General features: G+C 71.6%; 23 protein-coding genes and 1 pseudogene. 11 read left to right on the forward strand and 13 right to left on the reverse strand.

Annotated elements, in window-relative coordinates:
• Positions 1-11 precede the first annotated feature (11 nt).
• Genes H4W80_RS15310 through H4W80_RS15320 form a run of 3 tightly spaced genes read right to left on the reverse strand, consistent with a single transcriptional unit; the run spans position 12 to position 2,775 of the window.
• On the reverse strand, positions 12-1,397 hold the full coding sequence (locus H4W80_RS15310; protein ID WP_192785714.1) for an NAD(P)/FAD-dependent oxidoreductase: 1,386 nt from the start codon (positions 1,395-1,397) through the stop codon (positions 12-14).
• Complete coding sequence (locus tag H4W80_RS15315; RefSeq protein WP_185076981.1) at positions 1,394-1,636, reverse strand: (2Fe-2S)-binding protein; 243 nt, start codon at positions 1,634-1,636, stop codon at positions 1,394-1,396. The genes H4W80_RS15310 and H4W80_RS15315 overlap by 4 nt, the downstream gene beginning before the upstream one ends.
• Positions 1,633-2,775, reverse strand: coding sequence for an NAD(P)/FAD-dependent oxidoreductase (locus H4W80_RS15320; protein WP_192785715.1), 1,143 nt, complete (start codon positions 2,773-2,775; stop codon positions 1,633-1,635). The genes H4W80_RS15315 and H4W80_RS15320 overlap by 4 nt, the downstream gene beginning before the upstream one ends.
• 471 nt (positions 2,776-3,246) lie before the next feature.
• Here H4W80_RS15320 and H4W80_RS15325 point away from each other — a divergent pair, with 471 nt between their 5' ends.
• Both H4W80_RS15325 and H4W80_RS15330 read left to right on the forward strand, forming a co-directional pair.
• Positions 3,247-4,242, forward strand: coding sequence for a COX15/CtaA family protein (locus tag H4W80_RS15325; protein WP_192785716.1), 996 nt, complete (start codon positions 3,247-3,249; stop codon positions 4,240-4,242).
• Between the two features lie 62 nt (positions 4,243-4,304).
• Positions 4,305-5,012 (forward strand): SanA/YdcF family protein, encoded by a 708-nt coding sequence (locus tag H4W80_RS15330; protein WP_225963459.1) that lies wholly within the window; start codon positions 4,305-4,307, stop codon positions 5,010-5,012.
• Here the strand turns inward: H4W80_RS15330 and H4W80_RS15335 are convergent.
• Together H4W80_RS15335 and H4W80_RS15340 are read right to left on the reverse strand one after the other, a co-directional pair.
• Entirely contained in the window at positions 4,988-6,178 is a 1,191-nt protein-coding gene (locus tag H4W80_RS15335; protein ID WP_185076985.1) for a PrsW family intramembrane metalloprotease, read from the reverse strand. The genes H4W80_RS15330 and H4W80_RS15335 overlap by 25 nt on opposite strands.
• A gap of 82 nt (positions 6,179-6,260) precedes the next feature.
• Entirely contained in the window at positions 6,261-7,205 is a 945-nt protein-coding gene (locus tag H4W80_RS15340; protein ID WP_192785717.1) for a heme o synthase, read from the reverse strand.
• Positions 7,206-7,453: 248 nt separating this feature from the next.
• Between H4W80_RS15340 and tkt the strand changes: the two genes are divergently transcribed.
• Genes tkt through pgl form a run of 6 tightly spaced genes read left to right on the forward strand, consistent with a single transcriptional unit; the run spans position 7,454 to position 15,594 of the window.
• Positions 7,454-9,562, forward strand: a complete 2,109-nt coding sequence (gene tkt / locus H4W80_RS15345) for a transketolase (protein WP_192785718.1) — start codon at positions 7,454-7,456, stop codon at positions 9,560-9,562.
• Positions 9,563-9,569: 7 nt separating this feature from the next.
• Positions 9,570-10,661 carry a transaldolase gene (tal, locus tag H4W80_RS15350; protein WP_192785719.1) on the forward strand — a complete coding sequence of 364 codons (1,092 nt, stop codon included), beginning with the start codon at positions 9,570-9,572 and terminating at the stop codon, positions 10,659-10,661.
• Entirely contained in the window at positions 10,661-12,274 is a 1,614-nt protein-coding gene (locus tag H4W80_RS15355; RefSeq protein WP_192793515.1) for a glucose-6-phosphate isomerase, read from the forward strand. The genes tal and H4W80_RS15355 overlap by 1 nt, the downstream gene beginning before the upstream one ends.
• Position 12,275: 1 nt before the next feature.
• Positions 12,276-13,871, forward strand: a complete 1,596-nt coding sequence (gene zwf, locus H4W80_RS15360) for a glucose-6-phosphate dehydrogenase (RefSeq protein ID WP_225963460.1) — start codon at positions 12,276-12,278, stop codon at positions 13,869-13,871.
• A 1-nt stretch (position 13,872) separates the two neighbouring features.
• The gene (locus tag H4W80_RS15365) at positions 13,873-14,787 is read left to right on the forward strand and encodes a glucose-6-phosphate dehydrogenase assembly protein OpcA (RefSeq protein WP_192785720.1); all 915 of its coding nucleotides are present in this window, start codon (positions 13,873-13,875) and stop codon (positions 14,785-14,787) included.
• A 33-nt stretch (positions 14,788-14,820) separates the two neighbouring features.
• Positions 14,821-15,594: a 6-phosphogluconolactonase gene (pgl, locus tag H4W80_RS15370; protein ID WP_192785721.1), complete on the forward strand. Its 774-nt coding sequence runs from the start codon at positions 14,821-14,823 to the stop codon at positions 15,592-15,594.
• Positions 15,595-15,642: 48 nt separating this feature from the next.
• Here the strand turns inward: pgl and add are convergent, their stop codons facing one another.
• Entirely contained in the window at positions 15,643-16,656 is a 1,014-nt protein-coding gene (gene add, locus H4W80_RS15375; protein WP_192785722.1) for an adenosine deaminase, read from the reverse strand.
• Between the two features lie 98 nt (positions 16,657-16,754).
• Between add and H4W80_RS15380 the strand changes: the two genes are divergently transcribed.
• Positions 16,755-17,501, forward strand: coding sequence for a class I SAM-dependent methyltransferase (locus H4W80_RS15380; RefSeq protein WP_192785723.1), 747 nt, complete (start codon positions 16,755-16,757; stop codon positions 17,499-17,501).
• On the opposite strand, the gene H4W80_RS15385 is transcribed toward H4W80_RS15380, so the two are convergent.
• From H4W80_RS15385 to H4W80_RS15395, 3 genes are all read right to left on the reverse strand, one after another.
• Positions 17,490-18,065: a TetR/AcrR family transcriptional regulator gene (locus H4W80_RS15385; RefSeq protein ID WP_192785724.1), complete on the reverse strand. Its 576-nt coding sequence runs from the start codon at positions 18,063-18,065 to the stop codon at positions 17,490-17,492. The two genes, H4W80_RS15380 and H4W80_RS15385, sit on opposite strands and share 12 nt — an antisense overlap.
• Positions 18,066-18,076: 11 nt before the next feature.
• Positions 18,077-18,946 carry an oxidoreductase gene (locus H4W80_RS15390; RefSeq protein ID WP_192785725.1) on the reverse strand — a complete coding sequence of 290 codons (870 nt, stop codon included), beginning with the start codon at positions 18,944-18,946 and terminating at the stop codon, positions 18,077-18,079.
• Between the two features lie 64 nt (positions 18,947-19,010).
• Positions 19,011-19,757 carry a hypothetical protein gene (locus H4W80_RS15395; protein ID WP_192785726.1) on the reverse strand — a complete coding sequence of 249 codons (747 nt, stop codon included), beginning with the start codon at positions 19,755-19,757 and terminating at the stop codon, positions 19,011-19,013.
• Positions 19,758-19,829: 72 nt separating this feature from the next.
• Here H4W80_RS15395 and H4W80_RS15400 point away from each other — a divergent pair.
• Positions 19,830-20,303: pseudogene (locus tag H4W80_RS15400) on the forward strand (Clp protease N-terminal domain-containing protein); the annotation flags it as partial.
• A gap of 117 nt (positions 20,304-20,420) precedes the next feature.
• Here H4W80_RS15400 and H4W80_RS15405 read toward each other — a convergent pair.
• Positions 20,421-21,440 (reverse strand): GNAT family N-acetyltransferase, encoded by a 1,020-nt coding sequence (locus tag H4W80_RS15405; protein WP_192785728.1) that lies wholly within the window; start codon positions 21,438-21,440, stop codon positions 20,421-20,423.
• A 563-nt stretch (positions 21,441-22,003) separates the two neighbouring features.
• Here H4W80_RS15405 and H4W80_RS15410 point away from each other — a divergent pair.
• Positions 22,004-23,608 carry an amidohydrolase gene (locus H4W80_RS15410; protein WP_192785729.1) on the forward strand — a complete coding sequence of 535 codons (1,605 nt, stop codon included), beginning with the start codon at positions 22,004-22,006 and terminating at the stop codon, positions 23,606-23,608.
• 79 nt (positions 23,609-23,687) lie between these two features.
• Here H4W80_RS15410 and H4W80_RS15415 read toward each other — a convergent pair whose 3' ends face one another.
• The 3 genes from H4W80_RS15415 to tpiA form a co-directional block, all read right to left on the reverse strand.
• On the reverse strand, positions 23,688-24,032 hold the full coding sequence (locus H4W80_RS15415) for an RNA polymerase-binding protein RbpA (protein ID WP_192785730.1): 345 nt from the start codon (positions 24,030-24,032) through the stop codon (positions 23,688-23,690).
• Between the two features lie 73 nt (positions 24,033-24,105).
• A complete protein-coding gene (gene secG, locus H4W80_RS15420; RefSeq protein ID WP_185076999.1) occupies positions 24,106-24,336 on the reverse strand; it encodes a preprotein translocase subunit SecG in 231 nt (76 codons plus the stop codon).
• Between the two features lie 99 nt (positions 24,337-24,435).
• Complete coding sequence (tpiA, locus tag H4W80_RS15425; RefSeq protein WP_192785731.1) at positions 24,436-25,218, reverse strand: triose-phosphate isomerase; 783 nt, start codon at positions 25,216-25,218, stop codon at positions 24,436-24,438.
• Positions 25,219-25,222 lie beyond the last annotated feature (4 nt).

The following is a 25,222-nucleotide window of genomic DNA, read 5'->3' on the forward strand; positions in this document are numbered from 1 at the left end:
CCATGTCAGAGTCAGTGGGCGGGGGGAACGTCGGGAAGATCGGAAACATCGGGAAGCTCGGCCAGCGCGCCAAGGGTGACGGGCTGGGCGATGGGGCGGCGGGGCGGCCGCTGCGGCTCCCCGGCCAGGCAGGAGACGGCGTAGCCGCAGATGCGGCCCTGGCACCAGCCCATGCCGGGCCTGGCCAGCAGCTTGATCGAGCGCGCGTCGGTGGCGCCGAGGTCCTGCGCCTCGCGCAGGCGGGCCAGCGGCACCTCCTCGCAGCGGCACACCGTTGTGTCGTCGCGCAGCCAGCCCTGCCAGCCGGGTTTGACGGGGTAGGCCCGCTGCAGCGCCTCCCCGAAGGCCCGCCCGCGCTCCCGGCGGCGCAGCAGCAGCCCTGACTCCGCCCCCGAGGCCGGCCGGGAGCCGCGCGAGTCGGCCACCACGGCGCGGCCGGCGATGCGGCCCTCGGTCTCGGACAGGAGCCAGCCGCCCACGCCCGTGGGCTCCCCAGCGGCCCAGACCCCGGGCACGGAGGTGCGCTGGGCGGCGTCCGCGTCGAGCACGGGGCTGCCGTCCACGTCGTCGCGGGTGGCGCAGCCGAGCTGGGTGCCCAGGTCGATCTGCGGCACGAACCCGTAGCCGACGGCCACCGTGTCGCACTCGACGACGCGGGTGGCGAGAACGTTCCACTCCTGGTCGAGGCGGGCCACGGTGACGGCCTCCACCTCGCGCTCGCCGTGCGCCGCGACCACCGCCTGGCGCGTCCGGTACGGCACGCGGTGCCTGGCCAGGCTGGCGGCGTACCCGGCGGCCTCCCCGGCCTTGCCCAGGGCCAGCAGCGGATGCCTGGCCAGCCCGAGCCCGCCGTTCGCCTCGAGCACCCCGAGCACCCGCGCCCCCGCCCCGGCCAGGCCGGTGGCCACGGGCAGCAGGAACGGGCCGGTGCCGGAGACGACGATCCGCCGGCCCGCCACGACGCCGTTGCCCTTGAGCAGCGCCTGCGCGCCGCCGGCGGTCAGGACGCCGGGCAGGTCCCACCCGGGGAACGGCAGCGGCCGGTCGTGCGCGCCGGTGGCGATCAGCAGCCGCCGCGCCCGCAGGACGACCTGCCGCTCCGCGGAGCCCTCGGCACGCGTGACGCAGTGAACGACGAGGTCCCCGCCGGGCTCGCGGCTGACGCTCCACACCTGGTGGCGTAGTAGCACGTCGGCGCGGGCGTCCAGGGCCCGCGCCTGCCGCAGGAACCGCTCCAGGCCGGGCGCGGGCTCGGGGTCGGCGGCGTGGCGGAAGTACTGGCCGCCGAGCCGTACGGAAGAGTCCAGGAGCGCCACCCGCAGTCCGGCCAGCGCCGCCGTGAGCGCGCCGGCCACCCCGGCGGGCCCGCCGCCGATCACCGCCAGGTCGTACGTCATGACGTCGTCACCTCGTCACCGGGCGCGGCCTCCACCAGGCAGGCCCGCTCGGGCGCCCGCCCGTTGACCGAGATCAGGCAGTCGAAGCAGACCCCGATCCCGCAGAACAGCCCGCGGGGCCGCCCGCCGAAACGGGTGCTGCGCCACGACCGCACCCCGGCCGCGTGCAGCGCCGCCCCGATCGTCTGCCCGGGCACGACGGGCACCGGACGCCCGTCGATCGTGATGTGGAACGTCAAGAGGACTCCTCCGCGAAGCGATCCGGCCGGAAGGGCCGCAGGTCCAGGTCGGTCGGGGAGCCGGTGAGCACCTGCGCGAGCAGGTGACCGGTCGCCGGGGCGAGCCCGATGCCCGCCCCCTCGTGCCCGCAGGCGTGATAGAGCCCGGGAACGCGCGGGTCGGCGCCGATGACGGGCAGGTGGTCCGGGCAGTACGGCCGGAACCCGCAGTAGGACCTGATGGCCCGCACCTCGCGCAGCGCGGGGAACAGCGCCACGGCCTGCTCGGCCAGGCGGGCGAGCACCGGCACCGACGTCGTCCGGTCGAACCCGACCCGCTCCCTGCTGGCCCCGATGAGCACGGTGCCCGCGGGCGTGCCCTCCACGACCGCCGACGTCTCCAGGCCCTCCGAGTCGCTGGCCACGTTCGTGACGTAGGCGGCGGTGTAGACCTTGTGCCTGATCAGCGGCTGCGGCAGCGGCTCGGTGACGAGGATGAACCCGCGCCTGGGCAGGATCGGCAGCTCGACCCCCGCCAGCGCGGCCACCTCGCCGCCCCAGGTGCCCGCCGCGTTGATCACCGCGTCGCCGAGCACGTCACCCTGGGGGGTGCGCACGCCCGCGACGCGGTCCCCTTTCCGGATGAAGCCGGTCACGGCCGCCCCGAGGCGCAGCCGGAGCGTCCCGTGGCCGAAGCTCTCCGCGCCGTGCCTGAGCAGGCGCGCGGCGGCCAGCATGGGCTGCACCTGAGCGTCCTCGGGGTAGTAGACCCCGCCGGCCAGGCCCTCGGCCAGGTGCGGCTCGTAGTCGCGCAGCGACTCGGCGGGCACCAGGGTGTGCTTCACGTCCTGCTTGGCGGCCAGCTCGGCGAGCTGCCGCCGGACCTCGCCGGTCTCGGCGACCACCAGGCCGCCCTTGGGCTCGAACTCGAACCCGCCGAGGTCCGCCAGCGAGCGCCAGAGCCGGTTGGACAGCAGGGCCAGCTCCAGCTCGGGGCCCGGCTCCTTGTCGGACACCAGCACGTTGCCCTCGCCCGAGCCGGTCGTGCCGCCCGCCACGGGGCCACGGTCGACCACGGTCACGTCGAGACCGGCGCGCGCGGCGTAGTAGGCGCATGCGGCGCCCACGACTCCGGCGCCGACCACGATGACGTCGGACATTCATCACCTCCCAGATCTGTAATATGTCACATACCCCGCTCTCTTGAGAAGGCCCTTTCCACCGGCTGGACGACACCGCCGCCCCTGACCCCGCCGCTACCCACCGACGCCATATCACCACCTCGCCGCACCCGCCCGAACTCCCTTCGAGGGGGGCGGCCGACGCGCCCCGCCGCACTCCGGCTGGGGTCCTTCAAGGAGAGGTGGCTGAAACGCGCCCGCCGCACTCGGCCGGGACCCCCGGGGATGGCCGACGTGCCCGCCGCACTTCGGCTGGGGTCCTTTCGAGGACAGGTGGCCGGAGCGCCGTCCCGCACGCTCGACAGCGCGCCCGCCGCGCGACGGCCGCACGCCACGCCTCGCCGGGGCTTCGGGTGGGGGAACCTGGAGGACGGCCGAGGGTTCGTCGTGGGGTCGGGGGTGGGGTGACCGGTGGTGGGACCGGGTGGGTGGGCCCGTACCATCGATGGCGTGAAGCTACCCACCGACCACCCCAACCGCCACGTGCGCAGCCTGTTCTCCGTCTGGGCGCCCACGAAGCAGTCGATGCGGGCCTGGGCGCTGGCGTCCGTGGTGGTCAACGCGGGCATCGCGGTGACGGGCGCGGGCGTGCGCGTCACCGGTTCCGGGCTGGGCTGCCCGACCTGGCCCAAGTGCACGCCGGACAGCTTCATCCCGGTCGCGCACCCCGAGGTGTCGATGCTCAACATGCTCGTCGAGTTCGGCAACCGGCTGCTGACGTTCCTGGTGCTGGCGGTGGGCGTGGCGTGCGTGGTGTCGGCGTTGCGGCTGGCGCCGCGCAGGCGCTCGCTGGCGGCGCTGGCGCTGCTGCAGCCGGCGGGCGTCCTGGCGCAGGCGCTGTGGGGCGGCCTGGTGGTCAGCACGATGCTCAACCCGTTCACGGTGGGCATGCACTTCCTCATCTCCATCGGCCTGATCGCCGCCTGCTGGATGCTGTACGCCCGCGCGGGCGAGGGCGACGGACCGGCGCGGCCGGTGGCCCACCGCGACATCCGCAAACTCGGCTACGCGCTGCTCGCGGCCGTGTTCGCCCTGCTGGTGGTCGGGGTCGGGGTGAGCGGCACGGGCCCGCACTCGGGCGACGAGATGGCCTCCCGCTTCGACCTCGACATCGAGGCGGTGGCCCGGCTGCACGCCGACGTCGCGTACGTCGTGGTGGGGCTGACGTTCGCGCTGCTGTTCGCCCTGCATGTGAGCAAGGCGCCCCGGCCCGCCCGGCTGGCGGCGCTGGCGCTGCTGGCCGTGGAGCTGGGCCAGGGCGTGCTCGGCTACACGCAGTACTTCCTGGCCGTGCCCGCCGCGCTGGTGCTGCTGCACGTGCTCGGCTCCACGCTGGTCTGGATCGCCGCGCTCAGGGTGGTCACCTCGCTGCGCGCCCGCTCCCCGCAGACCGCCCCCGCCGACCACTCCCCCGCCGAAGCCGCCGGAGCACCCGCCGCCGTCTGAGTGGATATGCCAGGGTATGAGGGGATCGGTCCGCCACTCCCCCACCGCCTGGAGGGTGTGATTTGTTACTGAAAGTCCGCCCCACTCGGAAGGCCCTGCGGCGCGCGTACCAGAGTCTGGTGCTGGTCAGCGTGCTCTGCCTGGCGCCCATGACGTGGGCCTGGCTCGGCAGCTCGGCGCACCGCGTGACGGCCGTCGGCGACGGCTGGCTCGGGCGGGTGCCTGCGGCGCAGGCCGCGCTGGTGCTGGGCGCGGGCCTGTACGGCACGCAGCCCACGCCGATGCTGGCCCACCGGCTCGACATCGCCGCCGAGCTCTACCGGGCGGGCAAGGTACGGGCCCTGCTGCTGTCGGGCGACAACAGCCGCAAGGAGTACGACGAGCCGACGGCCATGCGCGACTACCTGCTCCGCAGGGGCGTGCCGGACCGGGTGATGGTGCTGGACTACGCGGGGTTCGACACGTGGGACTCGTGCGTGCGGGCGCGCAAGGTGTTCGGGGCGCTGCGGGTGACGGTCGTGACGCAGGAGTTCCACCTGCCCAGGGCCGTGACGCTGTGCCGGACGGCCGGTCTGGAGGCGTTCGGGGTGGGTGACGACTCGACCAGGGAGTTCGCCGCGCCCACGTACGCCTACGCCACCCGCGAGCTGCTCGCCACCGCCAAGGCGTTCGCCGACGCGATGGTGCTCCACTCCGACCCGGTCTATCCGGGCCCGCGCGAGGTCTCCCTGACCGACATCCTGGCTCAGCCCGGCGCGCCGGGCGCGTAGCCGGGCGGCGGGGTGCCCCGCGCGACCGACCGGGCATGCGCCGTCGGCACCGGGAAGTCCGCCCTGGCCGTGCTCATGCACTCCAGCAGCGCCCGCTGCTCCTCGTGGAAGCCCTGCTCGTCGACCATGTGGCGGGCCGCCCGCTCGTGCAGCAGGCCCAGCTCGGTGGCGGCCAGCTGGTAGTCGCGCATGGCGCGCAGCCCGCGCTTGCCGCCGTGGGCCTTGGCCCACTGCCTGGCCTGGCGCCGCCGGGGGAAGGTCGACAGCATGTAGATGTCGGCCTGGGTGACCAGCTTGGTCGGCTCGTACGGCGGCAGGTAGCGCTGGATGAGGGCCACGATGCGCCGCCGGTCCTTGAACACCACGCCGATGAGCACGATCAGCACGGCCAGCAGCGCCAGGTAGGCCACCACGAGCCCGGGGAAGCCGCCGTAGGAGGCCAGGCCGTTCCACAGGCCGTGCAGGATCATCGCGCCCGACCAGCCCGCCAGGATGTAGAAGACCCGCTCGGGCCCCTCGCGCCGGGCGGCGTAGGCGACGGCGACGCCGATCATCGAGCTGAACAGCGGGTGGGCCAGCGGCGACAGGATGCCGCGCAGCACCACGGTGACCGCCAGCCCCTTGACGCCGGAGTTGGACAGCGCGGCGAGGTAGTAGCTGACGTTCTCGCTCATGGCGAAGCCGAGCCCGACCATGCTGGCGTAGATGATGCCGTCGGTGGGGCCGTCGAGCTCGGCCCTGCGGAACCTGAGCAGCCCGAGCAGCACCAGCCCCTTCATCGTCTCCTCCACCACGGGCGCGCCGAAGGTGGCCGCGACGTTGCGGGCGCTGGCCTCCGACAGCTTGGCGGTGTCGATGATGTAGTGCAGGTTGAGGTAGTTGATCAGGCCGGCGACCAGCACCGCGACGCCCGCGCCCCAGGCGAAGGCGAAGATCAGGTTGCTGCGCGGCTCCGGCTCCATCCGGTCGAGCGCCAGCACGGCCGCCAGCAGCAGCGGCACCGGCGCGAGCGCCAGCATGAGCGCGATGAAGAACTGCACCGGCGCGCCGTTGAGCACGTCGAAGGAGAACGAGACCAGAGCGCAGACTCCGGTGAGGACGAGCCCGATGATCAACGCGAACGACGGGCGGTCCTTCAACACCCAGCGTGGATCACGGGTCGCCATACGGTGACTTTAACGGATCAGAGGGCCGGGGTCCGTGCCGGTCAAGACAGCGTCACCCTCCAGACACTCGGCCGCGCCGCGGTCAGGCCAGCAGCGGGTCGATGGCCACGGCCAGGAACAGCAGCGCCAGGTAGGCGTTGGACCAGTGGAAGAAGCGCATGGGGCGCAGGTCGACGCCGCTCTTGCCGGCGTTGAGCCGGGCCAGCAGGCGGTGGACCTCCCACAGGCACATGGCGCCGAGGAGGGCGGCCACGACCGGGTAGAACAGCGTCGTGCCGGCCACCGGCCACAGCGCCAGCGAGCACAGCACGGTCGCCCACGTGTAGGCGATCGACTCCAGGATCACCCGCCGCTCGGTGGCCACGACGGGCAGCATGGGCACCTTGGCCGCCGCGTAGTCCTCCTTGTAGCGCATGGCCAGCGTCCAGGTGTGCGGCGGCGTCCAGAAGAACACCACCCCGAACAGCACCAGCGGCGCCCAGTCGAGCCGCTCGGTGATGCCCGCCCAGCCGATCATCACCGGCATGCAGCCCGCGATGCCGCCCCACACGATGTTCTGGGCCGTGCGGCGCTTCAGGATCATCGAGTAGACGAGCACGTAGAACAGGATCGCCCCGGTGGACAGCATCGCGGCCAGCCAGTTGGTGGTCACCCACAGGCCCACCAGGGACAGCACGCCGAGCACGATCCCGAAGACCAGCGCGCCCCGCGGCGACACCTGGTGCCTGGCCAGCGGCCTGCGGCGGGTGCGGCGCATCTTCTGGTCGATGTCGCGATCCACGTAGCAGTTGAGCGCGTTGGCGCTGCCCGCCGATAGGGTGCCGAACACCATGACCGAGATCGACGTCCACAGCGGCGGCAGGCCGCCCGCCGCCAGGAACATCACCGGCAGCGTCGTGATCAGCAGCAGCTCGATGATCCGCGGCTTGGTGAGCGCGATGTAGGCCTTGACGATCATGCCGATCGAGCGCGGCCCCTCCACCTGCGGAGATCGGGCCGTCGCCTGCCTGTTGGTCAGCACCGTCAAGGCGCTTCCAGCCTGTGCGGAGTCAACGCGTAACCTCTGATTAGAGCGGATCCATGGGTGGGCGCCGTGGCGCCCCTGCGAACAAACAAACTGTAGTCGCAGGGACGGCCGGTCCGGCCAATGGGGGGCTTGCGCCGCACATGGACCCGTGCGGGTGGGATGGGAATCGTTCGCCGGCTCCACTCGGTTAGGGTCCCGTGTGGGCGGGATAGCCAATCAATGACAACTAGATTCCGGAGATCGAGCACTTGAGCACCGAACTCGTGCCAGCCCTCGAATGGACCGACCTGGACAAGCAGGCGGTCGACGTCGTTCGAGCCCTGGCGATGGACGCAGTGGAGAAGGCGGGCTCGGGTCACCCCGGCACCGCCATGAGCCTGGCTCCCGCCGCATACCTGTTGTTCCAGCGTGTGATGCGTCACGACCCGACCGATCCCAAGTGGGCCGGGCGCGACCGTTTCGTGCTGTCGTGCGGGCACTCGAGCCTGACGCTCTACATCCAGCTCTACCTGTCCGGCTACGGCCTCACGCTCGACGACCTGCGCCGGCTGCGCCAGTGGGACAGCCTGACGCCCGGTCACCCCGAGTACGGCCACACGGCGGGCGTCGAGACCACGACCGGCCCGCTCGGCCAGGGCCTGGGCAACGCGGTCGGCATGGCGATGGCGGCCCGCCGCGAGCGCGGCCTGTTCGACCCCGACACCGAGGCCGGCGGCTCGCCGTTCGACCACCACATCTGGTGCGTGGTCAGCGACGGCGACATCGAGGAGGGCATCAGCCACGAGGCCAGCTCCCTCGCCGGCCACCAGAAGCTGGGCAACCTCATCGTCCTGTGGGACGACAACCAGATCTCCATCGAGGACGACACGCTGATCGCCAAGTCCGAGGACGTGGTCAAGCGTTACGAGGCGTACGGCTGGCACACCCAGAGCGTCGACTGGACCGAGACCGGCGAGTACGCCGAGGACGTCCAGGCGCTCTACGACGCGCTGCAGGCGGCCAAGGCGGAGACCGACCGCCCGTCGTTCATCCGGCTGCGCACGATCATCGGCTGGCCCGCCCCCAACAAGAAGAACACCGGCAAGATCCACGGCTCGGCCCTGGGTGAGGCGGAGGTCGCCGCCACCAAGGAAGTCCTCGGCATGGACCCGGCCAAGACGTTCGACGTCCCGGCCACGGTGCTGGAGCACGCCCGCGGCGTCGCCCAGCGCGGCCGCTCCGAGCACGCAGAGTGGGAGAAGGGCTACGCCGAGTGGCGGCTGGCCAACCCCGAGCGCGCCGAGGAGTTCGACCGCATCTCCCAGCGCGAGCTGCCCAACGGCTGGGCCAGGGCGCTGCCGTCGTTCGAGGCGGGCGCGTCGATCTCGACCCGCAAGGCCTCCGGCGACGTGCTCAGCGCGCTCGCGCCGGTGCTGCCGGAGCTGTGGGGCGGCTCGGCCGACCTGGCGGAGTCCAACAACACCACGATGAAGGGCGAGCCGTCCTTCATCCCCGAGGAGTTCCAGACCAAGGAGTTCCCCGGCAACCGCTACGGCCGCACGCTGCACTTCGGCATCCGCGAGCACGCCATGGGCGCCATCCTCAACGGCATCGCCCTGCACGGCGGCACCCGCCCGTACGGCGGCACCTTCCTGGTCTTCTCCGACTACATGCGCCCGTCGGTGCGCCTGGCCGCGCTGATGAAGCTGCCGGTCACGTACGTGTGGACGCACGACTCCATCGGCCTCGGCGAGGACGGCCCCACCCACCAGCCGATCGAGCACCTGTGGGCGCTGCGCGCGATCCCCGGCCTCGACGTGGTGCGCCCGGCCGACGCCAACGAGACGGCCTACGCCTGGAAGGCCGTGCTCAAGCACACCGACCGGCCCGCCGCCCTGGCCCTGACCAGGCAGAACCTTCCGGTCGTCGAGGGCACCAGCGCCGAGGGCGTGGCCCGCGGCGGCTACATCCTGCGCGAGGCCTCCGACGGCCAGCCCAAGGTCATCCTCATCGCCACCGGCAGCGAGGTGGAGATCGCGCTGGCGGGCCGCGAGCTGCTGGAGGGCAAGGGCATCCCGACGCGGGTCGTGTCGATGCCGTGTGTCGAATGGTTCAAGGGGCAGGACATCGCATATAGGCAGACGGTTCTGCCTTCGTCGATCCGGGCTCGGGTCGCGGTCGAGGCCGGCATCGCGCTCGGCTGGCACGAGTTCGTCGGCGAGTGCGGCGAAGTGGTCGGGCTCGAACACTTCGGTGCCTCCGCCCCGTACAAGACTTTGTACGAGCTGTTCGGGCTCACGGCGGAGCGCGTGGCGGCGGCGGCACATGCGAGCCTGGCCAAGCTTGGTCAGGAAAAGGGCGAGACGACGGGAAACTGAAGAAGAGATGAGCGAGATCCTCAAGAACCTGTCCGGCCAGGGCGTTGCCATCTGGCTCGACGACATCAGCCGTGAGCGACTGCGCACCGGCAACCTCGAGCAGCTGATCCGCGAGAAGAACGTCGTCGGGGTGACCTCCAACCCGACGATCTTCGCCAACGCGCTCAGCAAGGGTGACGCCTACGCCTCCCAGCTCCACGACCTCGCCGTACGCGGCGTGGAAGTGGGCGAGGCCGTGCGCGCCATCACCACCTACGACATCCGCTGGGCCGCCGACGTGCTGCGCCCCGTCTTCGACGCCACGGGCGGCGTGGACGGCCGCGTGTCGCTGGAGGTGGACCCGCGCCTGGCCCGCGAGACCGAGAAGACGGTCGCCGAGGCCCGCGCGCTGTGGTGGATGGTCGACAGGCCCAACCTGTTCATCAAGATCCCGGCCACGGTCGAGGGCCTGCCCGCGATCACGCAGGCGCTCTCGGAGGGCATCAGCGTCAACGTCACGCTGATCTTCTCCCTCGAGCGCTACCGCGCGGTCATGGACGCCTGGCTCGCCGGCCTCGAGGCGGCGCAGGCCAAGGGCCTCAACCTCGCCTCGATCGAGTCGGTGGCCTCGTTCTTCGTCAGCCGCGTCGACACCGAGATCGACAAGCGGCTCGACAAGGTGGGCAAGCCGGAGCTGAAGGGCAAGGCGGGCATCGCCAACGCGCGCCTGGCCTACGCGGCGTACGAGGACGTGATGAACTCCGAGCGCTGGCAGCGCCTGCGCTCGGCGGGCGCCCGTCCGCAGCGGCCGCTGTGGGCCTCCACCGGCGTCAAGAACCCCGACTACTCCGACACCATGTACGTCGACCAGCTCGTCGCCCCCGGCACCGTCAACACGATGCCGGAGAAGACGCTTGACGCCACGGCCGACCACGCCAACGTCACCGGCGACACGGTCCGCCCCTTCTACGAGCAGGCCTGGAACACCATGGCCGCGCTCAAGGAGGCCGGCATCGACTACGACGACGTGGTGAAGGTGCTGGAGGACGAGGGCGTCGAGAAGTTCGAGGCGTCCTGGAACGAGCTGCTCGAGAGCGTCACCAAGAACCTGGTTCCGTGATGGAGGTTTCCTACCGCGAGGAGGGGGTGGCCTCGGCCGCTTCCTCCGTCGCGGGGCGCCTCGTCGCCGACGGCGTGCCCGCGCGGCTCGCCGCCGGCGACCCCACGCTGTGGGGTGAGGACGCCGAGCGGGAGGCGGCGGTCAGGCTCGGCTGGCTGACCCTGCCCCGCTACTCTCGCGAGCTGCTGCCCGTGCTGGGCGGGCTCGCCGAGCGGGCCCGCGCCGCGGGCCTGACCAACGTGGTGCTGGCCGGGATGGGCGGCTCGTCGCTGGCGGCGGAGGTCATCTGCGCCACCGCCGACGTGCCGCTCACCGTGCTGGACACGACCGACCCGGGGCAGGTGCGGCGCGCGCTGGCCGAGCAGCTCGACGCCACGGTGGTGGTCGTGGCCGGCAAGAGCGGCGCGACCGTGGAGACCGACTCCCTGCTGCGGATCTACGAGCGGCTGTTCACGGACGCGGGGCTGCCCCCCGCCGACCGCGTCGTGGTCGTCACCGACCCCGGCTCGCCGCTGGAGAAGCGGGCCGTGGAGGCCGGCTACGACCTGGTGCTCGCCCAGCCGGACGTCGGCGGCCGCTTCTCGGCGCTGTCGGCGTTCGGGCTGGTGCCCGGCGCGCTGGCGGGCGCCGACGTGGCCCGGCTGCTGGACGAGGCCGGGGAGGTGCTGCCGCTGCTGTCGCGCGACACCGGCAACCCCGGGCTCGACCTGGGCGCCGCGCTCGGCGGCGCGGCGCTGGCCGGCCGCGACAAGCTGCTGCTGGAGGACCAGCTCTCGGCCATCACCGGGCTGCCCGACTGGATCGAGCAGCTCGTGGCCGAGTCCACCGGCAAGCAGGGCAGGGGGATCCTGCCCGTCGTGGGCGCCGACCCCAACGAGAGCGGCGACGAGCTGGTCGTCGCCATCGAGACCGACGTCGGGGACGTGCGCGTGGACGGGCCGCTGGGCGCGCAGTTCCTGGTCTGGGAGTACGCCACCGCCCTCGCGGGGCTGCTCCTGGAGATCAACCCGTTCGACCAGCCGAACGTGACCGAGTCCAAGGAGAACACCGCGGCGCTGCTGGCCCTGCCCGACCTGCCGGCCGGCGCGCCGGCGTTCGTGGACGGGCCCGTCGAGGTGTACGGCGCGGTCACGGCCCGGGACCTGCCCGGGCTGTTCGCCGAGCTGCTGAACGCGATACCGGCGGACGGCTACCTGTCGATCATGGCCTTTCTGGACCGGATGGCGGCCTTCGACGCCCCGGTGCCCGACGGGGCCGACTTCGAGCAGATGACCGACGCCTGGATGATGGCCGATCCGGCGACGCTGCGGGCGCTGCTCGCGCTGCGCACCAACCGGCCGGTGACGTTCGGGTGGGGGCCGCGCCTGCTCCACTCGACGGGGCAGTACCACAAGGGCGGGCCGCAGAACGGGGTGTTCCTGCAGATCACCGGGGCGGTGGCCGAGGACGTTCCGGTCCCCGGCCGGCCGTACACGCTGGGGCGGCTCCAGCTCGCCCAGGCGCTCGGCGACCTGGGGGCCCTCGAGACCCGCGGGCGGCCCGCCGTACGACTGCATTTGACCGATCGCGCGGCGGGTGTCGCGCGCTTGCTCGCAGCAGCACAGGAGGCTTGAGATGACTGACCCGGCAGCACCCGTGGAGGAGGCCGTCGCGGCCGCCGTCGCGGGCACCGCCACCACCGAGGAGGTGGCCGCCGCCAACCCGCTGCGCGATCCGCGCGACAAGCGGCTGCCGCGGGTTGCGGGACCGTGCGTGATGGTGTTGTTCGGCGTGACGGGTGACCTGGCCAAGCGCAAGCTGTTGCCGGCGATTTACGACCTGGGCAACCGGGGGCTGCTGCCGCCCGGCTTCTCGCTGGTCGGCTTCGCCCGGCGCGATTGGAAAGACCAGGATTTCGCCCAGTTGACGCACGACGCCGTCAAGGCGCACGCCAGGACGCCCTTCCGTGAGGAGGTCTGGAAGCAGATCCGCGAGGGCATCCACTTCGTGCCCGGCGAGTTCTCCGACGACGGGGCGTTCGACGCGCTGGCCATGGCGCTGGCGGAGATCGACGAGACCCGGGGCACGGGCGGAAACTACGCGTTCTACCTGTCGGTGCCGCCGAAGTTCTTCCCCGTGGTGGTGGAGCAGCTCAAGCGGACCGGGCTGGCCGACGCGCCCGACGGGTCGTGGCGGCGCGTGGTCATCGAGAAGCCGTTCGGGCACGACCTCAAGTCGGCCCACGAGCTGAACGAGATCACCACCTCGGCCTTCCCGGAGAGCTCGATCTTCCGGATCGACCACTACCTGGGCAAGGAGACCGTCCAGAACATCATGGCGCTGCGGTTCGCCAACAACCTCTACGAGCCCATCTGGAACCGCGGCTTCGTCGACCACGTGCAGATCACCATGGCCGAGGACATCGGCATCGGCGGGCGCGCGGGCTACTACGACGGCATCGGCGCGGCCCGCGACGTGATCCAGAACCACCTGCTCCAGCTCCTCGCGCTGGTCGCCATGGAGGACCCGACCTCGTTCGACGCCTCGGCGCTGCGGCGGGAGAAGGAGAAGGTGCTCAAGGCCGTGCGGCTGCCGGCCAACCTGGCGCTGAACACGGCGCGGGGCCAGTACTCCGCCGGCTGGCAGGGCGGCGAGAAGGTGGTCGGCTACCTCCAGGAGGAGGGCATCTCGGCCGAGTCCACGACCGAGACGTACGCGGCCGTCAAGCTGGAGATCGCCAACCGCCGGTGGGCGGGCGTGCCGTTCTACCTGCGCACCGGCAAGCGGCTGGGCCGCCGGGTGACGGAGGTGGCCGTGGTCTTCCAGCGGGCGCCGCACCTGCCGTTCAGCAAGGACGACACCGAGATCCTGGGCCAGAACGCGCTGGTGGTGCGGGTCCAGCCGGACGAGGGCATCACCGTGCGGTTCGGTTCGAAGGTGCCGGGGACCGCCATGGAGGTCCGGGACGTGTCCATGGACTTCGCCTACGGCGAGTCGTTCCTGGAGTCGTCCCCGGAGGCGTACGAGCGGCTGCTGCTCGACGTGATGATCGGCGATCCGCCGCTCTTCCCGCACCAGCGGGAGGTCGAGCTGTCGTGGAAGATCCTCGACCCGATCGAGGAGTTCTGGGCCACGCAGGGCCAGCCGGAGCCTTACGAGGCCGGTTCGTGGGGGCCGCCGTCGGCCGACGCGATGATGGCCCGCGACGGGCGCGTGTGGAGGAGACTCTAAATTGACTACTTTCATGCTGTCGGACACGACGGCGGGGAAGATCTCGGCGCAGTTCACGCATCTGCGCCACCAGATGGGCGCGCCCGCCATCGGCATGGTGCTGACGCTCGTGGTGGTCTGCGAGGAGCGCCACCAGTACGACGCGCTGCGCGCGGCCACCGACGCGGCCCGCGAGCACCCGTCGCGCATCATCGTCGTGATCAACCGTGAGGCCGAGGAGCCGATCAGGCTCGACGCGGAGCTGCGCATCGGCGAGTCCACGCCGGGCGAGGTCGTGGTCCTGCGCCTGTACGGCGAGCTGACCCAGCACGCCGACTCCGTGGTCAGCCCGCTCCTGCTGCCCGACACGCCCGTCGTGGTGTGGTGGCCGGGCGCGGCGCCCGACGTCCCCGCCAAGGACGCGGTCGGCGCCCTCGCGCAGCGCCGGATCACCGACGCCAGAGGGTTCGACGACGGCGGCGTCAAGTCGCTGGTGACCCGGGCCAAGGGCTACTCCCGCGGCGACACCGACCTGTCCTGGGCCCGGCTGACGCCGTGGCGCAGCCTGCTGGCCGCCGCGTTCGACCAGCCGGTGGGCAAGGTCCGCAAGGGCGTGGTGGAGGCCTCTCCGGGCAACCCGAGCGCGCCGCTGCTGGCCGCCTGGCTGTCGGACCGGCTCGGCGCCCCGGTCAAGGTCGTCGACTCCCCCGGCCCCGGGCTGACGGCCGTGCGCCTGCAGCTCAACGACGGCGAGCTGACCGTGGTGCGGACCGACGCCCGCCTGGCCACGCTGTCGCGGCCGGGCCAGCCCGACCGCAACGTGGCCCTGGCCCGGCGCCAGACCGCCGAGCTGATGGCGGAGGAGCTGCGCAGGCTCGACCCCGACGAGATCTACGAGGCCGCGGTCAAGCGGTTCGCACGCACGTACAAGGGATGACTTGGGACCGCAGTGGCTGAGAAAGTAGTACCCGTGAGCGTTCCCAGCGTGGTCGTCCACCGCGACGCCGACGTCCTTGCCAATGCCGTGGCGGCGCGGATCATCACCCGCCTGGTCGACGTGCAGTCGGCCAAGGGGTCGGCCTCGATCGTGCTCACGGGCGGCACGGTCGGCATCGCCACGCTGGCGGCGATCGCCGCGACCCCCGCCCGCGACGCCGTCGACTGGCGACGGCTGGACATCTGGTGGGGCGACGAGCGCTTCCTGCCCTCCGGCGACAAGGAACGCAACGAGACCGGGGCCCGGGAGGCCCTGCTCGACCACGTGGACGTCAACCCGGAGCGGGTCCACGTCATGCTCGGCCCCGACTCCGGCCTGACGGCCGAGGAGTCGGCCGAGTCCTACGCGGCCGAGCTGCGCAGGGCGGCCCGGCCGGAGGACCACGGTCCCGTGCCGGGCTTCGACGTGATGCTGCTCGGCATGGGCCCCGACTCGCACGTGGCGTCGCTGTTCCCGGGCATGCCCGCGCTGTACGACACGCGCCCGGTGGTGGCCGTCCACGGCGCGCCGAAACCCCCGCCGACCCGCATCTCGCTGACGCTGCCTGCCATCCAGTCCTCGCGCGAGGTCTGGGTGGTGGCGGCCGGTGAGGAGAAGTCGGGAGCCGTCCGGCTGGCGCTGTCGGACTCGGGGCACGTCCAGGTGCCCGCCTCGGGCGCCAGGGGGCGGGCGCGCACGCTGTTCCTGCTGGACCGGGCGGCGGCCAGCAAGATCCCGCCGGAGCTGGGGCGCATCTCGTCCCCCTGATGGCCGCGCCCTGATTACGGACAGGGCGGGGGCCGCGCGGTCCCCGCCCTACCGGGCCAGTTCGTCGATCTCGTCGATCAGCGCCTGCTTGCGCTCCTCGGCCAGGTACGACGCCCGCACGCCGTTCCTGGCCAACTGGGCCAGCTCCGGCTTGCCGAAGCCGAAGGCCCGGGCGGCGGCCCGGTACTCGTCGGCCAGCGTCGTGGCGAACATGGGCGGGTCGTCGCTGTTCAGCGTCACGTACAGGCCCTCCTCCAGCATCCTCGGCAGCGGGTGCGCGGCGAGGTCGGCGACCTGGCCGGTGCAGACGTTCGAGGTGGGGCAGACGTCCAGCGGGAGCTGGGTCTCGCGCAGGTGGGCGACCAGGCGCGGGTCGGCGAGGCAGTTGATGCCGTGGCCGATGCGTTCGGCGCCGTAGCCCTCGATGACCTCCCAGATCGTCTCGGGGCCGCTCATCTCGCCGCCGTGCGGGACGCTGTGGAGGCCGGCGGCGCGGGCGGCCGAGAACGCCGATCGGTACGCGTCCCGATATTTCGTGCGCTCCTGCTCGATGCCGCCGATCCCGAAACCTACCAGCGCGGCGGGAGGTTCCTGGAGCGCGTGCTCCACGGTCACCTTGGCGGCCTCCTCGCCGTACTCGCCGGGGATGTCGAAGATGTACGCCATCTCCACCCCGTGATCGGCCAGCGAACGCTCCGCGGCCAGGTCGAGGGCCTGCGTCACCTCGCGCATGGGCATGCCGACGACGTGGTGGGCGTACGGGGTCACCTGGAGCTCCACGTAGCGGGCGCCCTGCGGGGCCAGGTCGCGGGCCAGGCCGAGCACGAGGGTCGCCACGTCCTCCGGCTCCCTGACGAGCGCGTTGACGGCCCGGTACACCTGGGCGAAGTGCGGGAAGTCGCGGAAGGTGTAGAAGCGGCGCAGCTCCTCCTCGCTGGTGGGGACCGGGCCGCCGGGGTGGCGGCGGGCGAGCTCCAGCACGGTGGGGACCGAGGCCGAGCCGATCAGGTGGACGTGGAGCTCGACCTTGGGCAGCGCGTCGATGAAGGCGTCGATGGTCATGGCGACGACCATACGAGCCATATTTCGCGAAAAAATAGCCTTCATAGGGAAATTTCACACAAGAATGTTAGGTTCGGCGGCTGGGATAGGGTGAGGGCGTGACCAACGCCGAAGCGTACGATCGCGGCTTCGCCCAGCTGAGCTCCCACACCGTCGGCCCCCTGCTCGACCGGGCGCGCGCGCCGCGCCTGCTCGACGTCGGCTGCGGCACCGGTGTGGTCACCTCGGCGGCGCTCGCGTTAGGCGCCGAGGTCACGGCCGTGGACGCCGATCCCGGCATGCTCGAGCTGACCGCGCGCCGCCATCCGTACGCGACGATCCGCCAGGCCGTCCTCCCCGACCTCCCCTTCGACGACGGGGAATTTGACGCCATAGCCGGAAATTTCGTCATCAATCATGTGCCCGACACGGCCAGGACGCTCAAGGAGCTCCACCGCGTGCTGCGCCCCGGCGGCACCATCGCCCTGACCTGGTGGAAAGCCGACGAGATGACCGCCACCAACGTCTTCGCCGACGCCATCGCCGCCGCCGGGGTCCCCTACGAGCCGCCGGCCCGGCCGTTCACCGGCAACGACACGCCGCGACGCTTCACCGAGCTGCTGGAGGCGGCGGGGTTCGAGGCGGCGGCCGTCGATGCGGTGCGCTGGCGCCACCGGGTCGACCTGGCCACCTGGTGGGACGACGTCGTGCAGGCGGGCGGCCCGCGCTTCGCGATGATCGCCAGGCAGCCGCCGGAGACCGTCGAGCGGATCAGGGCCTGCTACACCCGGCTGGCCGCCCCGTACGAGCGGGAGGGTTTCCCGGTGTGCGCCTACCTGGCGCACGCCACCCGGTCAGCCCTTTGACCAGGCGGTCACCAGCGGCATCAGCACCCCGTCGACCGACTCGGCCACGAACTCCGGCCCGAACGGCGGCCCCGCGAAGATCATCCGATGCCAGACCAGCGCCTCGGCGATCGTGAAGAGCCGCCCGGCGTCGACGGGCCCCGACAGCTCCCCGCGCTCGACGGCCCGCTCCAGCAGGGCCTGCACGTCGTCGAGGTCCTTCGTGGGCATGTGCGCGCGCAGCGTGCGCGCCAGCTCCTGGTTGGACACCAGCGTCGAGGACAGGCCGATGACGAGCGTGTGCTTGCGCTCCACCGTCTGGCACAGCCCGCGGAAGATCGAGACCAGGTCGCCGCGGAGCGACCCGGTGTCCTCCCCCGCGGGCGCGTCCATGTCGAAGCGCCGGCAGATGACGTCGACCACCAGCTCGGGCTTGCCCGCCCAGCGCCGGTAGATGGTGGCCTTGCTGGCCCTGGCCCGTTTGGCGATCTGGTCGACCGACATCCGGTCGTAGCCGACCTCCGACAACAGCTCCATCGTGGCGTCGAGAATGGCCCTGTCACGATCAGGGTCTAGTGGAGCCACGCACACGTCCTTCAGCTGTAGGCGATCTCATCGAATCGTACGCCCGTCATCTCCGTGGACACGTCCCAGAGCCGCCTGGCGTCCGCTTCCGAGCGCGCCCTCTCCGAGGGCGTGAGGCGCTTGAGCTTGGGGCCGATGAACTCGCCGCCGTGGACGTCGGGCGAGGTCGCGGCGTAGAGCGAGGGCACCGCCCCGGCCGCCGCCGACTTGAAGAACACGCCCATAAGGGGCTGTAGCGGCCCTAGCTTGACGATGTTCGTGGCGGTGGTGCCCGGGTGGGTGGCGACGCTGATGAGGCCCGTACCGGCCCTTTCAGCGCGCCGCTGGAGCTCCAGGGTGAAGAGCAGGTTGGCGAGCTTGGAGCGTCCGTACGCGCCGAAGCGGCTGTATCCGTGCTCCAGGCCGAGGTTGCCGAAGTCGATCCTGCCCATGGCGTGGGCGTCGCTGGAGACGTTCACCACGCGGGCGGCGGGGGCGGCCAGCAGGAGCGGCAGCAGCAGGCCCGTGAGGGCGAAGTGGCCCAGGTGGTTGGTGCCGAACTGCATCTCGAAGCCGTCCTTGGTCTCCTGGCGGGAGATCATGCCGATGGCCGCGTTGTTGACCAGCAGGTCGAGCCGGTCGACGCCCTCGGCGAACCGCCTGACCGAGGCCAGGTCCGCGAGGTCGAGCCGGCCGTACTCGACCTGGCCGCCGGGCACCGCCCGCAGGATGTCCGCCACGGTCGCCTCGCCCTTCTCGGGCGAGCGCGCGGCGACGATGACGCGGGCGCCGTGCCTGGCCAGCTCCAGCGCGGTGGGCCGGCCGATGCCGCTGTTGGCGCCGGTCACGATGGCCGTCTTGCCGGTCAGGTCGGGGATCTCGTCAGGGGTCCAGCCGGTCATCGCCGCTCCTAGGGTCTGGGCGCACTATGGCTCGTAGGTGTACGAAACCGTTTCGTACACCACCCTAGCCCAATCTCTGCCGCGCGTGCCGCTCCTCGCGCCGGGCGACTTCCAGCCGCTGCTCGCTCTCGGTCAGCCTCTTGCGGGCCTTGCCCAGCTTCCGCTCCAGCGCCGCCACCCGCTCGGCGCGCTCGTCGCGCTCCCGCACGGCGGACTCCAGCGCCGCCTGCCACTCCCGGTGCGCGGCCTCGGTCTCCTCGCGTTCCCTGGCCTTCCTGGCCTCGGCCTCCTCGCGCTTCCTCGCCTCCTCCTCGGAGGGCGGCCGCTTGGGGGGCCGCTCGCGCCGGACGGGGGCAGGGGCGAAGCCGCTGTAGCTGAGCGGCTTGGCCAGGCGGCCCCGGCGCACCTGCCCGGCCGCGTCGGCGTCCACGATGGCGGACTCCAGCGTCTGGTCCACCTCGGCCGCCGCCGCGGCCGACAGGCCGCCCTCCTGCCGGACGAGCCTGCCCACCTTGCCCATGACGGCGGAGCGGCGCCGCGTCAGCTCGGCCAGCGCGTCGGCGTCCTGCTCCTGCCAGGCCGCGCGCAGCCGCTCCCCCACGTCGAGCAGCTCGGCCAGCTCGTCGGGGTGCTCGCGGGAGACGCGGTTCACGGCCCAGGCGGACACCGTGGGCTTGCGGAGCTTCGCTATCTCGCGGGCGAGCCCCGCCTCACCCGCGTCCTTGGCCGCGCGGGCCTCGGCCTCGCGCGCGGCGGTGAACTCGGACGGCGGCAGCGCGTAGAGCCGGCCGGCCACCTCGTCAAGATCCACACAGGACAAATACCCCACATCCGCTGGTTTGTAGCGCATAGTGGAGGCAGTGGCAGTCGAACGGAGGCCCCCGTGTTCGAACGCTTCACCGACCGTGCCCGACGGGTCGTCGTCCTCGCCCAGGAGGAGGCGCGGACGATGAGCCACAACTACATCGGCACGGAGCACATCCTGCTCGGCCTGATCCACGAGGGCGAGGGGCTGGCCTCACTGGTGCTCGACGGCTGCGGCGTGGAGCTCGAGCACGTACGCGCCTTCGTCGAGCGCGAGGTGGGCCACGGCGCCAAGTCGCCCAGCGGGCACATCCCCTTCACGCCGCGCGCCAAGAAGGTCCTGGAGCTGTCGCTGCGCGAGGCCCTGCAGCTGCGCCACAACTACATCGGCACCGAGCACATCCTGCTCGGGCTGATCAGGGAGGGAGAGGGGCTGGCGGCCCAGGCGCTCGTGGACGCGGGCGCGGACCTGGCGGACGTGCGGCAGCGCCTGCTCGACCGCGTGGGCCGCGGGTCCAAGGAGCGACCCACCGAGATGTTCTTCGCCGGCGGCTCCGTGCTGGGCGAGCGGCTCACCCGCATCGAGGAGAGCCTGGAGCGCATCGAACGCCACCTGGGCATCCAGCCGCAGGCCGACCAGCGGCCGGACGAGCCGCCGCGCGAAGAGGGCCTAGGCTGAGACCATCGTGCCGACCGGCAGCCTGCCCTCCATCACCCCGGGGTCCTCGGTGTAGCCGAGCGTGGCGCCCAAGGAGATCAGCAGCCTGCGCATCCTGGCGTTGTCGGACAGCAGCGTGGCCTTGACCTCGGCGTACCCGAGGTCGCGGGCGCTCCTGACGAGCATCCTGGCCATCGCCGTGCCCAGACCGCGCCCCTGCCAGCGGTCCTCGACCAGGAAGGCCATCTCCGCGATGCCCGGGTCGGGGGTGAACATGAGGTTGGCCATCGCCACGACCTGCCCATCGTGCCCGCCGACCAGCGAAAATCCCCTGCTCCTGTCGCACAGCCGATCGAACGTGCGCGCCGGCAGCGCGGGCATCGAGGTGAAGTAGCGGAACCTGCGCGACTCGGGCGAGCACCTGTCGTGCAGGTCGCGCACGGCCTCGCGGTAGATCGAGGTGAGCGGCCGGACCGTGACCTCCACGCCGTCGGAGAGCTTGATCGCGCGCTCGGCGGCGCTCGTCTCCGCGGGCTGGGCGAGCCTGGCGAACGAGGCCGCCCTGGCCGCCTCGGTCAGCGTGAACGGCAGCTCCGCGCGGCGCAGCCGCACCGCCCGCCTGGGGGCCACGGGGACGACGAGCTGGGTCGGGTCGGGAAGATCACTCACCGCTTCACCATAGATCCACCTGGCGTCGTCCGCGCGCAGCAGCTCGGCCAGGAGCTCGGGCAGCCGCCACGGCATGGAACGCAGCCTGGAGGCCAGCAGCAGCGCCCTGGTGGGCTCGTCGGTCAGCTCGTGGGCGGTGGCGGGGACCACCTGGACGCGGCGGCCACCGGCCGCCTCCAGCGCCTCGCGCACCGTCTCGGGGTTGGCGGGGATGTCGGCGACGAACTCGTCGACGGTGCCGTCCGCGTCGGACTGCACGCTCAGGCCGAGGATGTTGCCGCCCCTGGCCGCCAGGGCCGCGGCGAGTGAGGCCAGCCGGCCGGGTCGCTCGTCCACCGTGGTGCGGATGCGCAAGAATCCCATGGCTTGAGCATGCCTGGCAGCTGTTACACGACCGCTAACGATGTGTTTCATCGCGTAATTCATCGCGAGATGGTGTGATTTATCCCCATATATCACTCCATCACCCCACATGCCCGCCGCAGCGCGACCACCCGTCACGGCCGCGGGACTTGAGCCCCGCCAGGTGGACGGAAGCCGCACCACGGCATGGCCCGACGCCGGCCACTTCACCGCGTTCGCGGCCATCACCGCCCGAAGATCCGGCATCACCTCGCCGGTACGGCCATCACGGCCTCCCTCACCTCACCGGGGACGGCCATCACGACCTCCAGCGCCTCGCCGGTGCGGCCATCACGGCCTCGTTGTCGGCGATCACCGGCAAGCAGGTGGCCGAAGGCCGCGAGGTCGAAGCAGGCGAGCCCCGTACGGACCCGCGGCCGAAGGCCGTGCGGTTGGAGCAGGCCGGCCCCGTCACGGCCGCGAGCCGAAGACCTCCCCCGCTTGTCGCAGGTCACCGGGCCGGGCGGGAAGATGTACGGCGGGCTCGGAGCGCGCGAGCCGGATCCACCACAGAAGGGAACCCCATGAACATCCTCTTCCGAGGAGGCCGCGTCTTCACGCCGGGCGGCGTGCGGGACGAGGCCGTGCTGGTGAGCGACGGCGTGATCGCCTCGGTGGGGCCGGAGGGCGAGCTGGCCCGCCAGGCTCCGTCCCACGAGACGGTGGATCTGGAGGGCGGCCTGCTGGTGCCCGGCTTCACGGACGCGCACATGCACCCGGTCCAGGCGGGCCTCGAACGATCAAAGTGCGACTTGTCAGAAGATTTCGGCCTTGACGCGTACATAGCCGTGATAGCCGACTATGCCGCGAAAAATCCGTCTAAAGAGTGGATTGATGGCGGCGGCTGGGACATGTCGGCGTTCCCCGGCGGCCTCCCCCACCGCGACCAGCTCGACTTCCTCGACCGCCCCGCGTACCTCATCCAGCGCGACCACCACGCCGCCTGGGTCAACACGCGGGCCCTCCGGCTGGCCGGCATCACCAGGGACACGCCGGACCCCGCCGACGGCCGCATAGAGCGCGACGCCGCGGGCGAGCCCACCGGCGTGCTGCACGAGGGCGCCATGGACCTCGTCGGCCTGCTCACCCCGCGCCCGACCGCCCAGGACCTGGAGGACGCGCTGGAGGACGCACAGCGGCACCTGTTCTCGCTGGGCATCACCGGCTGGCAGGACGCCATCGTGGGCTCCTATGCGGGCTCACAGGACCAACTGCCCACCTACCTGTCCGCGGCCCGCTCAGGCAGGCTCAGGGCGCGCGTGGTGGGCGCTCTGTGGTGGGACAGGACGCGCGGCCTGGAGCAGATCGAGGAGCTGGTCGAACGCCGTGCCGCCGCCGAGGGGCTCGACCGGTTCAGGGCCACCTCGGTCAAGATCATGCAGGACGGCATCACGGAGAACTTCACGGCCGCCACCCTGGAGCCGTACTGCCTGTGCGGCGGCACGGGCCTGTCGTACGTGGACCCGGACAAGCTCAAGCAGTACGTCGCCGAGCTGGACCGGCTCGGCTTCCAGGTACACTTCCACGCCATCGGCGAGCGGGCCGTGCGCGAGGCCCTGGACAGCTTCGAGGGCACCGACCCCGCCAACCGCCACCACATCGCCCACCTGCAGATCATCGAGCCGTCGGACGTGCCGCGCTTCGCCGCCCTCGGCGTCACGGCGAACCTGCAGCCGCTGTGGGCCACGCACCACGCCCAGATGGACGAGCTGACGCTGCCCTACCTCGGGGAGCCGCGCTCGTCGTGGCAGTACCCGTTCGCGGACCTGCTGGCGCACGGCACCCGCTTCTGCGCGGGCAGCGACTGGCCGGTCTCCAACGCCGACCCGCTGCAGGGCATGCACGTCGCGGTCAACCGCACGGAGCCCGGCGGCTCGGTGCACGCCGGCTACCCGACCGCGCAGACCCCGTTCCTGCCGGGCCAGCGCATCGACCTGGCCGCCGCCATGACCGCCTACACGGCGGGCTCGGCCTGGATCAACCGCTCTCCGGCCGGCGCCGTCGAGCCGGGCCGCCCGGCCGACCTGGTGGTGCTGGACCGCGACCCGTTCGAGCTCGCGCCGGGCGAGATCTGGACGACGCGGGCGCGGCTGACGTTCGTGGATGGCGAGCCCGTCCACGGAAACTGAGTCCACGAAGGCCGCCGATCGGCCGCGGAAACGGCGAAAGGGCCTCGGAGAACCGAGACCCTTTCGCCGAACCCAGCCACTACCAGGGGGACTTGTTGTTCCTCAGGCGCTCCAGTGCCTCCTCGAGGATCGCCTTGCCGTCCTTGTCGCTCCTGCGCTCCTTCACGTAGGCAAGATGCGTCTTGTACGGCTCGTTCTTCGGTGGGGCAGGCGGGGCCGACTCGTCCTGTCCGGCAGGGAGGCCGCAACGGGGGCAGTCCCAATTCTCGGGAACCGCCGCGTCACTGGCGAAACTGGGGCGCGTCTCGTGCATGTTGGCGCACCAGAACGAGACCCGCACTCTCGGAGCTGCCTCGCCGCGCTCGGCCTCCCCCATAGGGCCGGCGCCGACTCGGCTGCCACGGATCGCGTTGCCACTACCCACGGATGAACTCCTCGCTCGATCGCCCCGCGCGCAGGCACGGGGGGAGAATCACTGTCACGCGTTAACTTGTTGCTCAGGGCTTCATGAGAAGGCCGAGAGCGATGATGCAGACGAACCAGATCGTGCCGGTGATGATCGTCAACCGGTCGAGGTTGCGCTCCACCACCGAGGAACCACCGAAGTTCGACGAGAAACCGCCGCCGAACATGTCAGACAGGCCGCCACCCTTGCCCTTGTGGAGCAGCACGAGCAGGATCATGAGACCGCTCGCCAGGATGAGGGCGATGGAGATTCCGATTTCCACGGTATGCCTGTTCCTTCGATGCTTTGTTACGCGTGACGATTCAGACTTGCCTTCTGAGGGTACGGCCTGTTGTCAAGTCGCACCCCCAGAACGACTCAGTTAGCCTGGCATATCGGAGAAACGGCAGATCTTCGCGAACTCTCCGGCGTCGATGCTGGCACCGCCCACGAGCGCGCCGTCGACATCGGGTTGAGCCATGATCCCCGCGATATTGCCCGACTTGACCGAGCCACCGTAAAGGATACGGACCCCGGAGGCCACTTCTGAGTCGTAGAGCTCGGCGAGTCTGACTCGCAGCGCCCCGCAGACCTCCTGGGCGTCCTCCGGGGTGGCCACCTCGCCGGTGCCGATCGCCCACACCGGCTCGTAGGCCACCACTATCGATTTTGCCTGCTCGGCGCTGATTTTGCGCAGCGCGCCGTCGAGTTGTCCAAGACTGTGCGCGATGTGGCCGCCCTCTTGACGGACCGACAGGCCCTCCCCGACGCACAGGATCGGGGTGATCGAGTGCCGGTAGGCGGCCTGCACCTTGGCGTTGACCAGGTCGTCGTCCTCGTGGTGATACTGCCGCCGCTCGGAGTGGCCGATCACCACATAGGTGCAGCCGAGCTTGGCCAGCATGGCGCCCGAGATCTCACCCGTGTAGGCGCCGCCGTCGTGCTGTGACAGGTCCTGGGCGCCGTACACGATCCTGAGCTTGTCGCCGTCGACCAGCGTCTGCACGCTGCGCAGGTCGGTGAACGGCGGCAGGACGGCGACCTCGGCCTTGTCGAAGTCCTTGTCGTTGAGTGCGAAGGCCAGCTTCTGGACCAGCGCGATGGCCTCGAGGTGGTTGAGGTTCATCTTCCAGTTGCCGGCGATGAGCGGCTTGCGCGTGCTCATGGGT

The organism is Nonomuraea angiospora, assembly GCF_014873145.1.
Classification (GTDB): domain Bacteria; phylum Actinomycetota; class Actinomycetes; order Streptosporangiales; family Streptosporangiaceae; genus Nonomuraea; species Nonomuraea angiospora.

Bases quoted from the DNA above. Each gene is read 5' to 3' on its own strand.
- H4W80_RS15405 (WP_192785728.1), bottom strand. From the start codon at position 21,440: ATGGGATTCTTGCGCATCCGCACCACGGTGGACGAGCGACCCGGCCGG.
- H4W80_RS15320 (WP_192785715.1), bottom strand. From the start codon at position 2,775: ATGTCCGACGTCATCGTGGTCGGCGCCGGAGTCGTGGGCGCCGCATGC.
- tal (WP_192785719.1), top strand. From the start codon at position 9,570: ATGAGCGAGATCCTCAAGAACCTGTCCGGCCAGGGCGTTGCCATCTGG.
- H4W80_RS15310 (WP_192785714.1), bottom strand. From the start codon at position 1,397: ATGACGTACGACCTGGCGGTGATCGGCGGCGGGCCCGCCGGGGTGGCC.
- H4W80_RS15410 (WP_192785729.1), top strand. From the start codon at position 22,004: ATGAACATCCTCTTCCGAGGAGGCCGCGTCTTCACGCCGGGCGGCGTG.
- zwf (WP_225963460.1), top strand. From the start codon at position 12,276: ATGACTGACCCGGCAGCACCCGTGGAGGAGGCCGTCGCGGCCGCCGTC.
- add (WP_192785722.1), bottom strand. From the start codon at position 16,656: ATGACCATCGACGCCTTCATCGACGCGCTGCCCAAGGTCGAGCTCCAC.
- H4W80_RS15355 (WP_192793515.1), top strand. From the start codon at position 10,661: ATGGAGGTTTCCTACCGCGAGGAGGGGGTGGCCTCGGCCGCTTCCTCC.
- tpiA (WP_192785731.1), bottom strand. From the start codon at position 25,218: ATGAGCACGCGCAAGCCGCTCATCGCCGGCAACTGGAAGATGAACCTC.
- H4W80_RS15390 (WP_192785725.1), bottom strand. From the start codon at position 18,946: ATGACCGGCTGGACCCCTGACGAGATCCCCGACCTGACCGGCAAGACG.
- H4W80_RS15335 (WP_185076985.1), bottom strand. From the start codon at position 6,178: ATGGCGACCCGTGATCCACGCTGGGTGTTGAAGGACCGCCCGTCGTTC.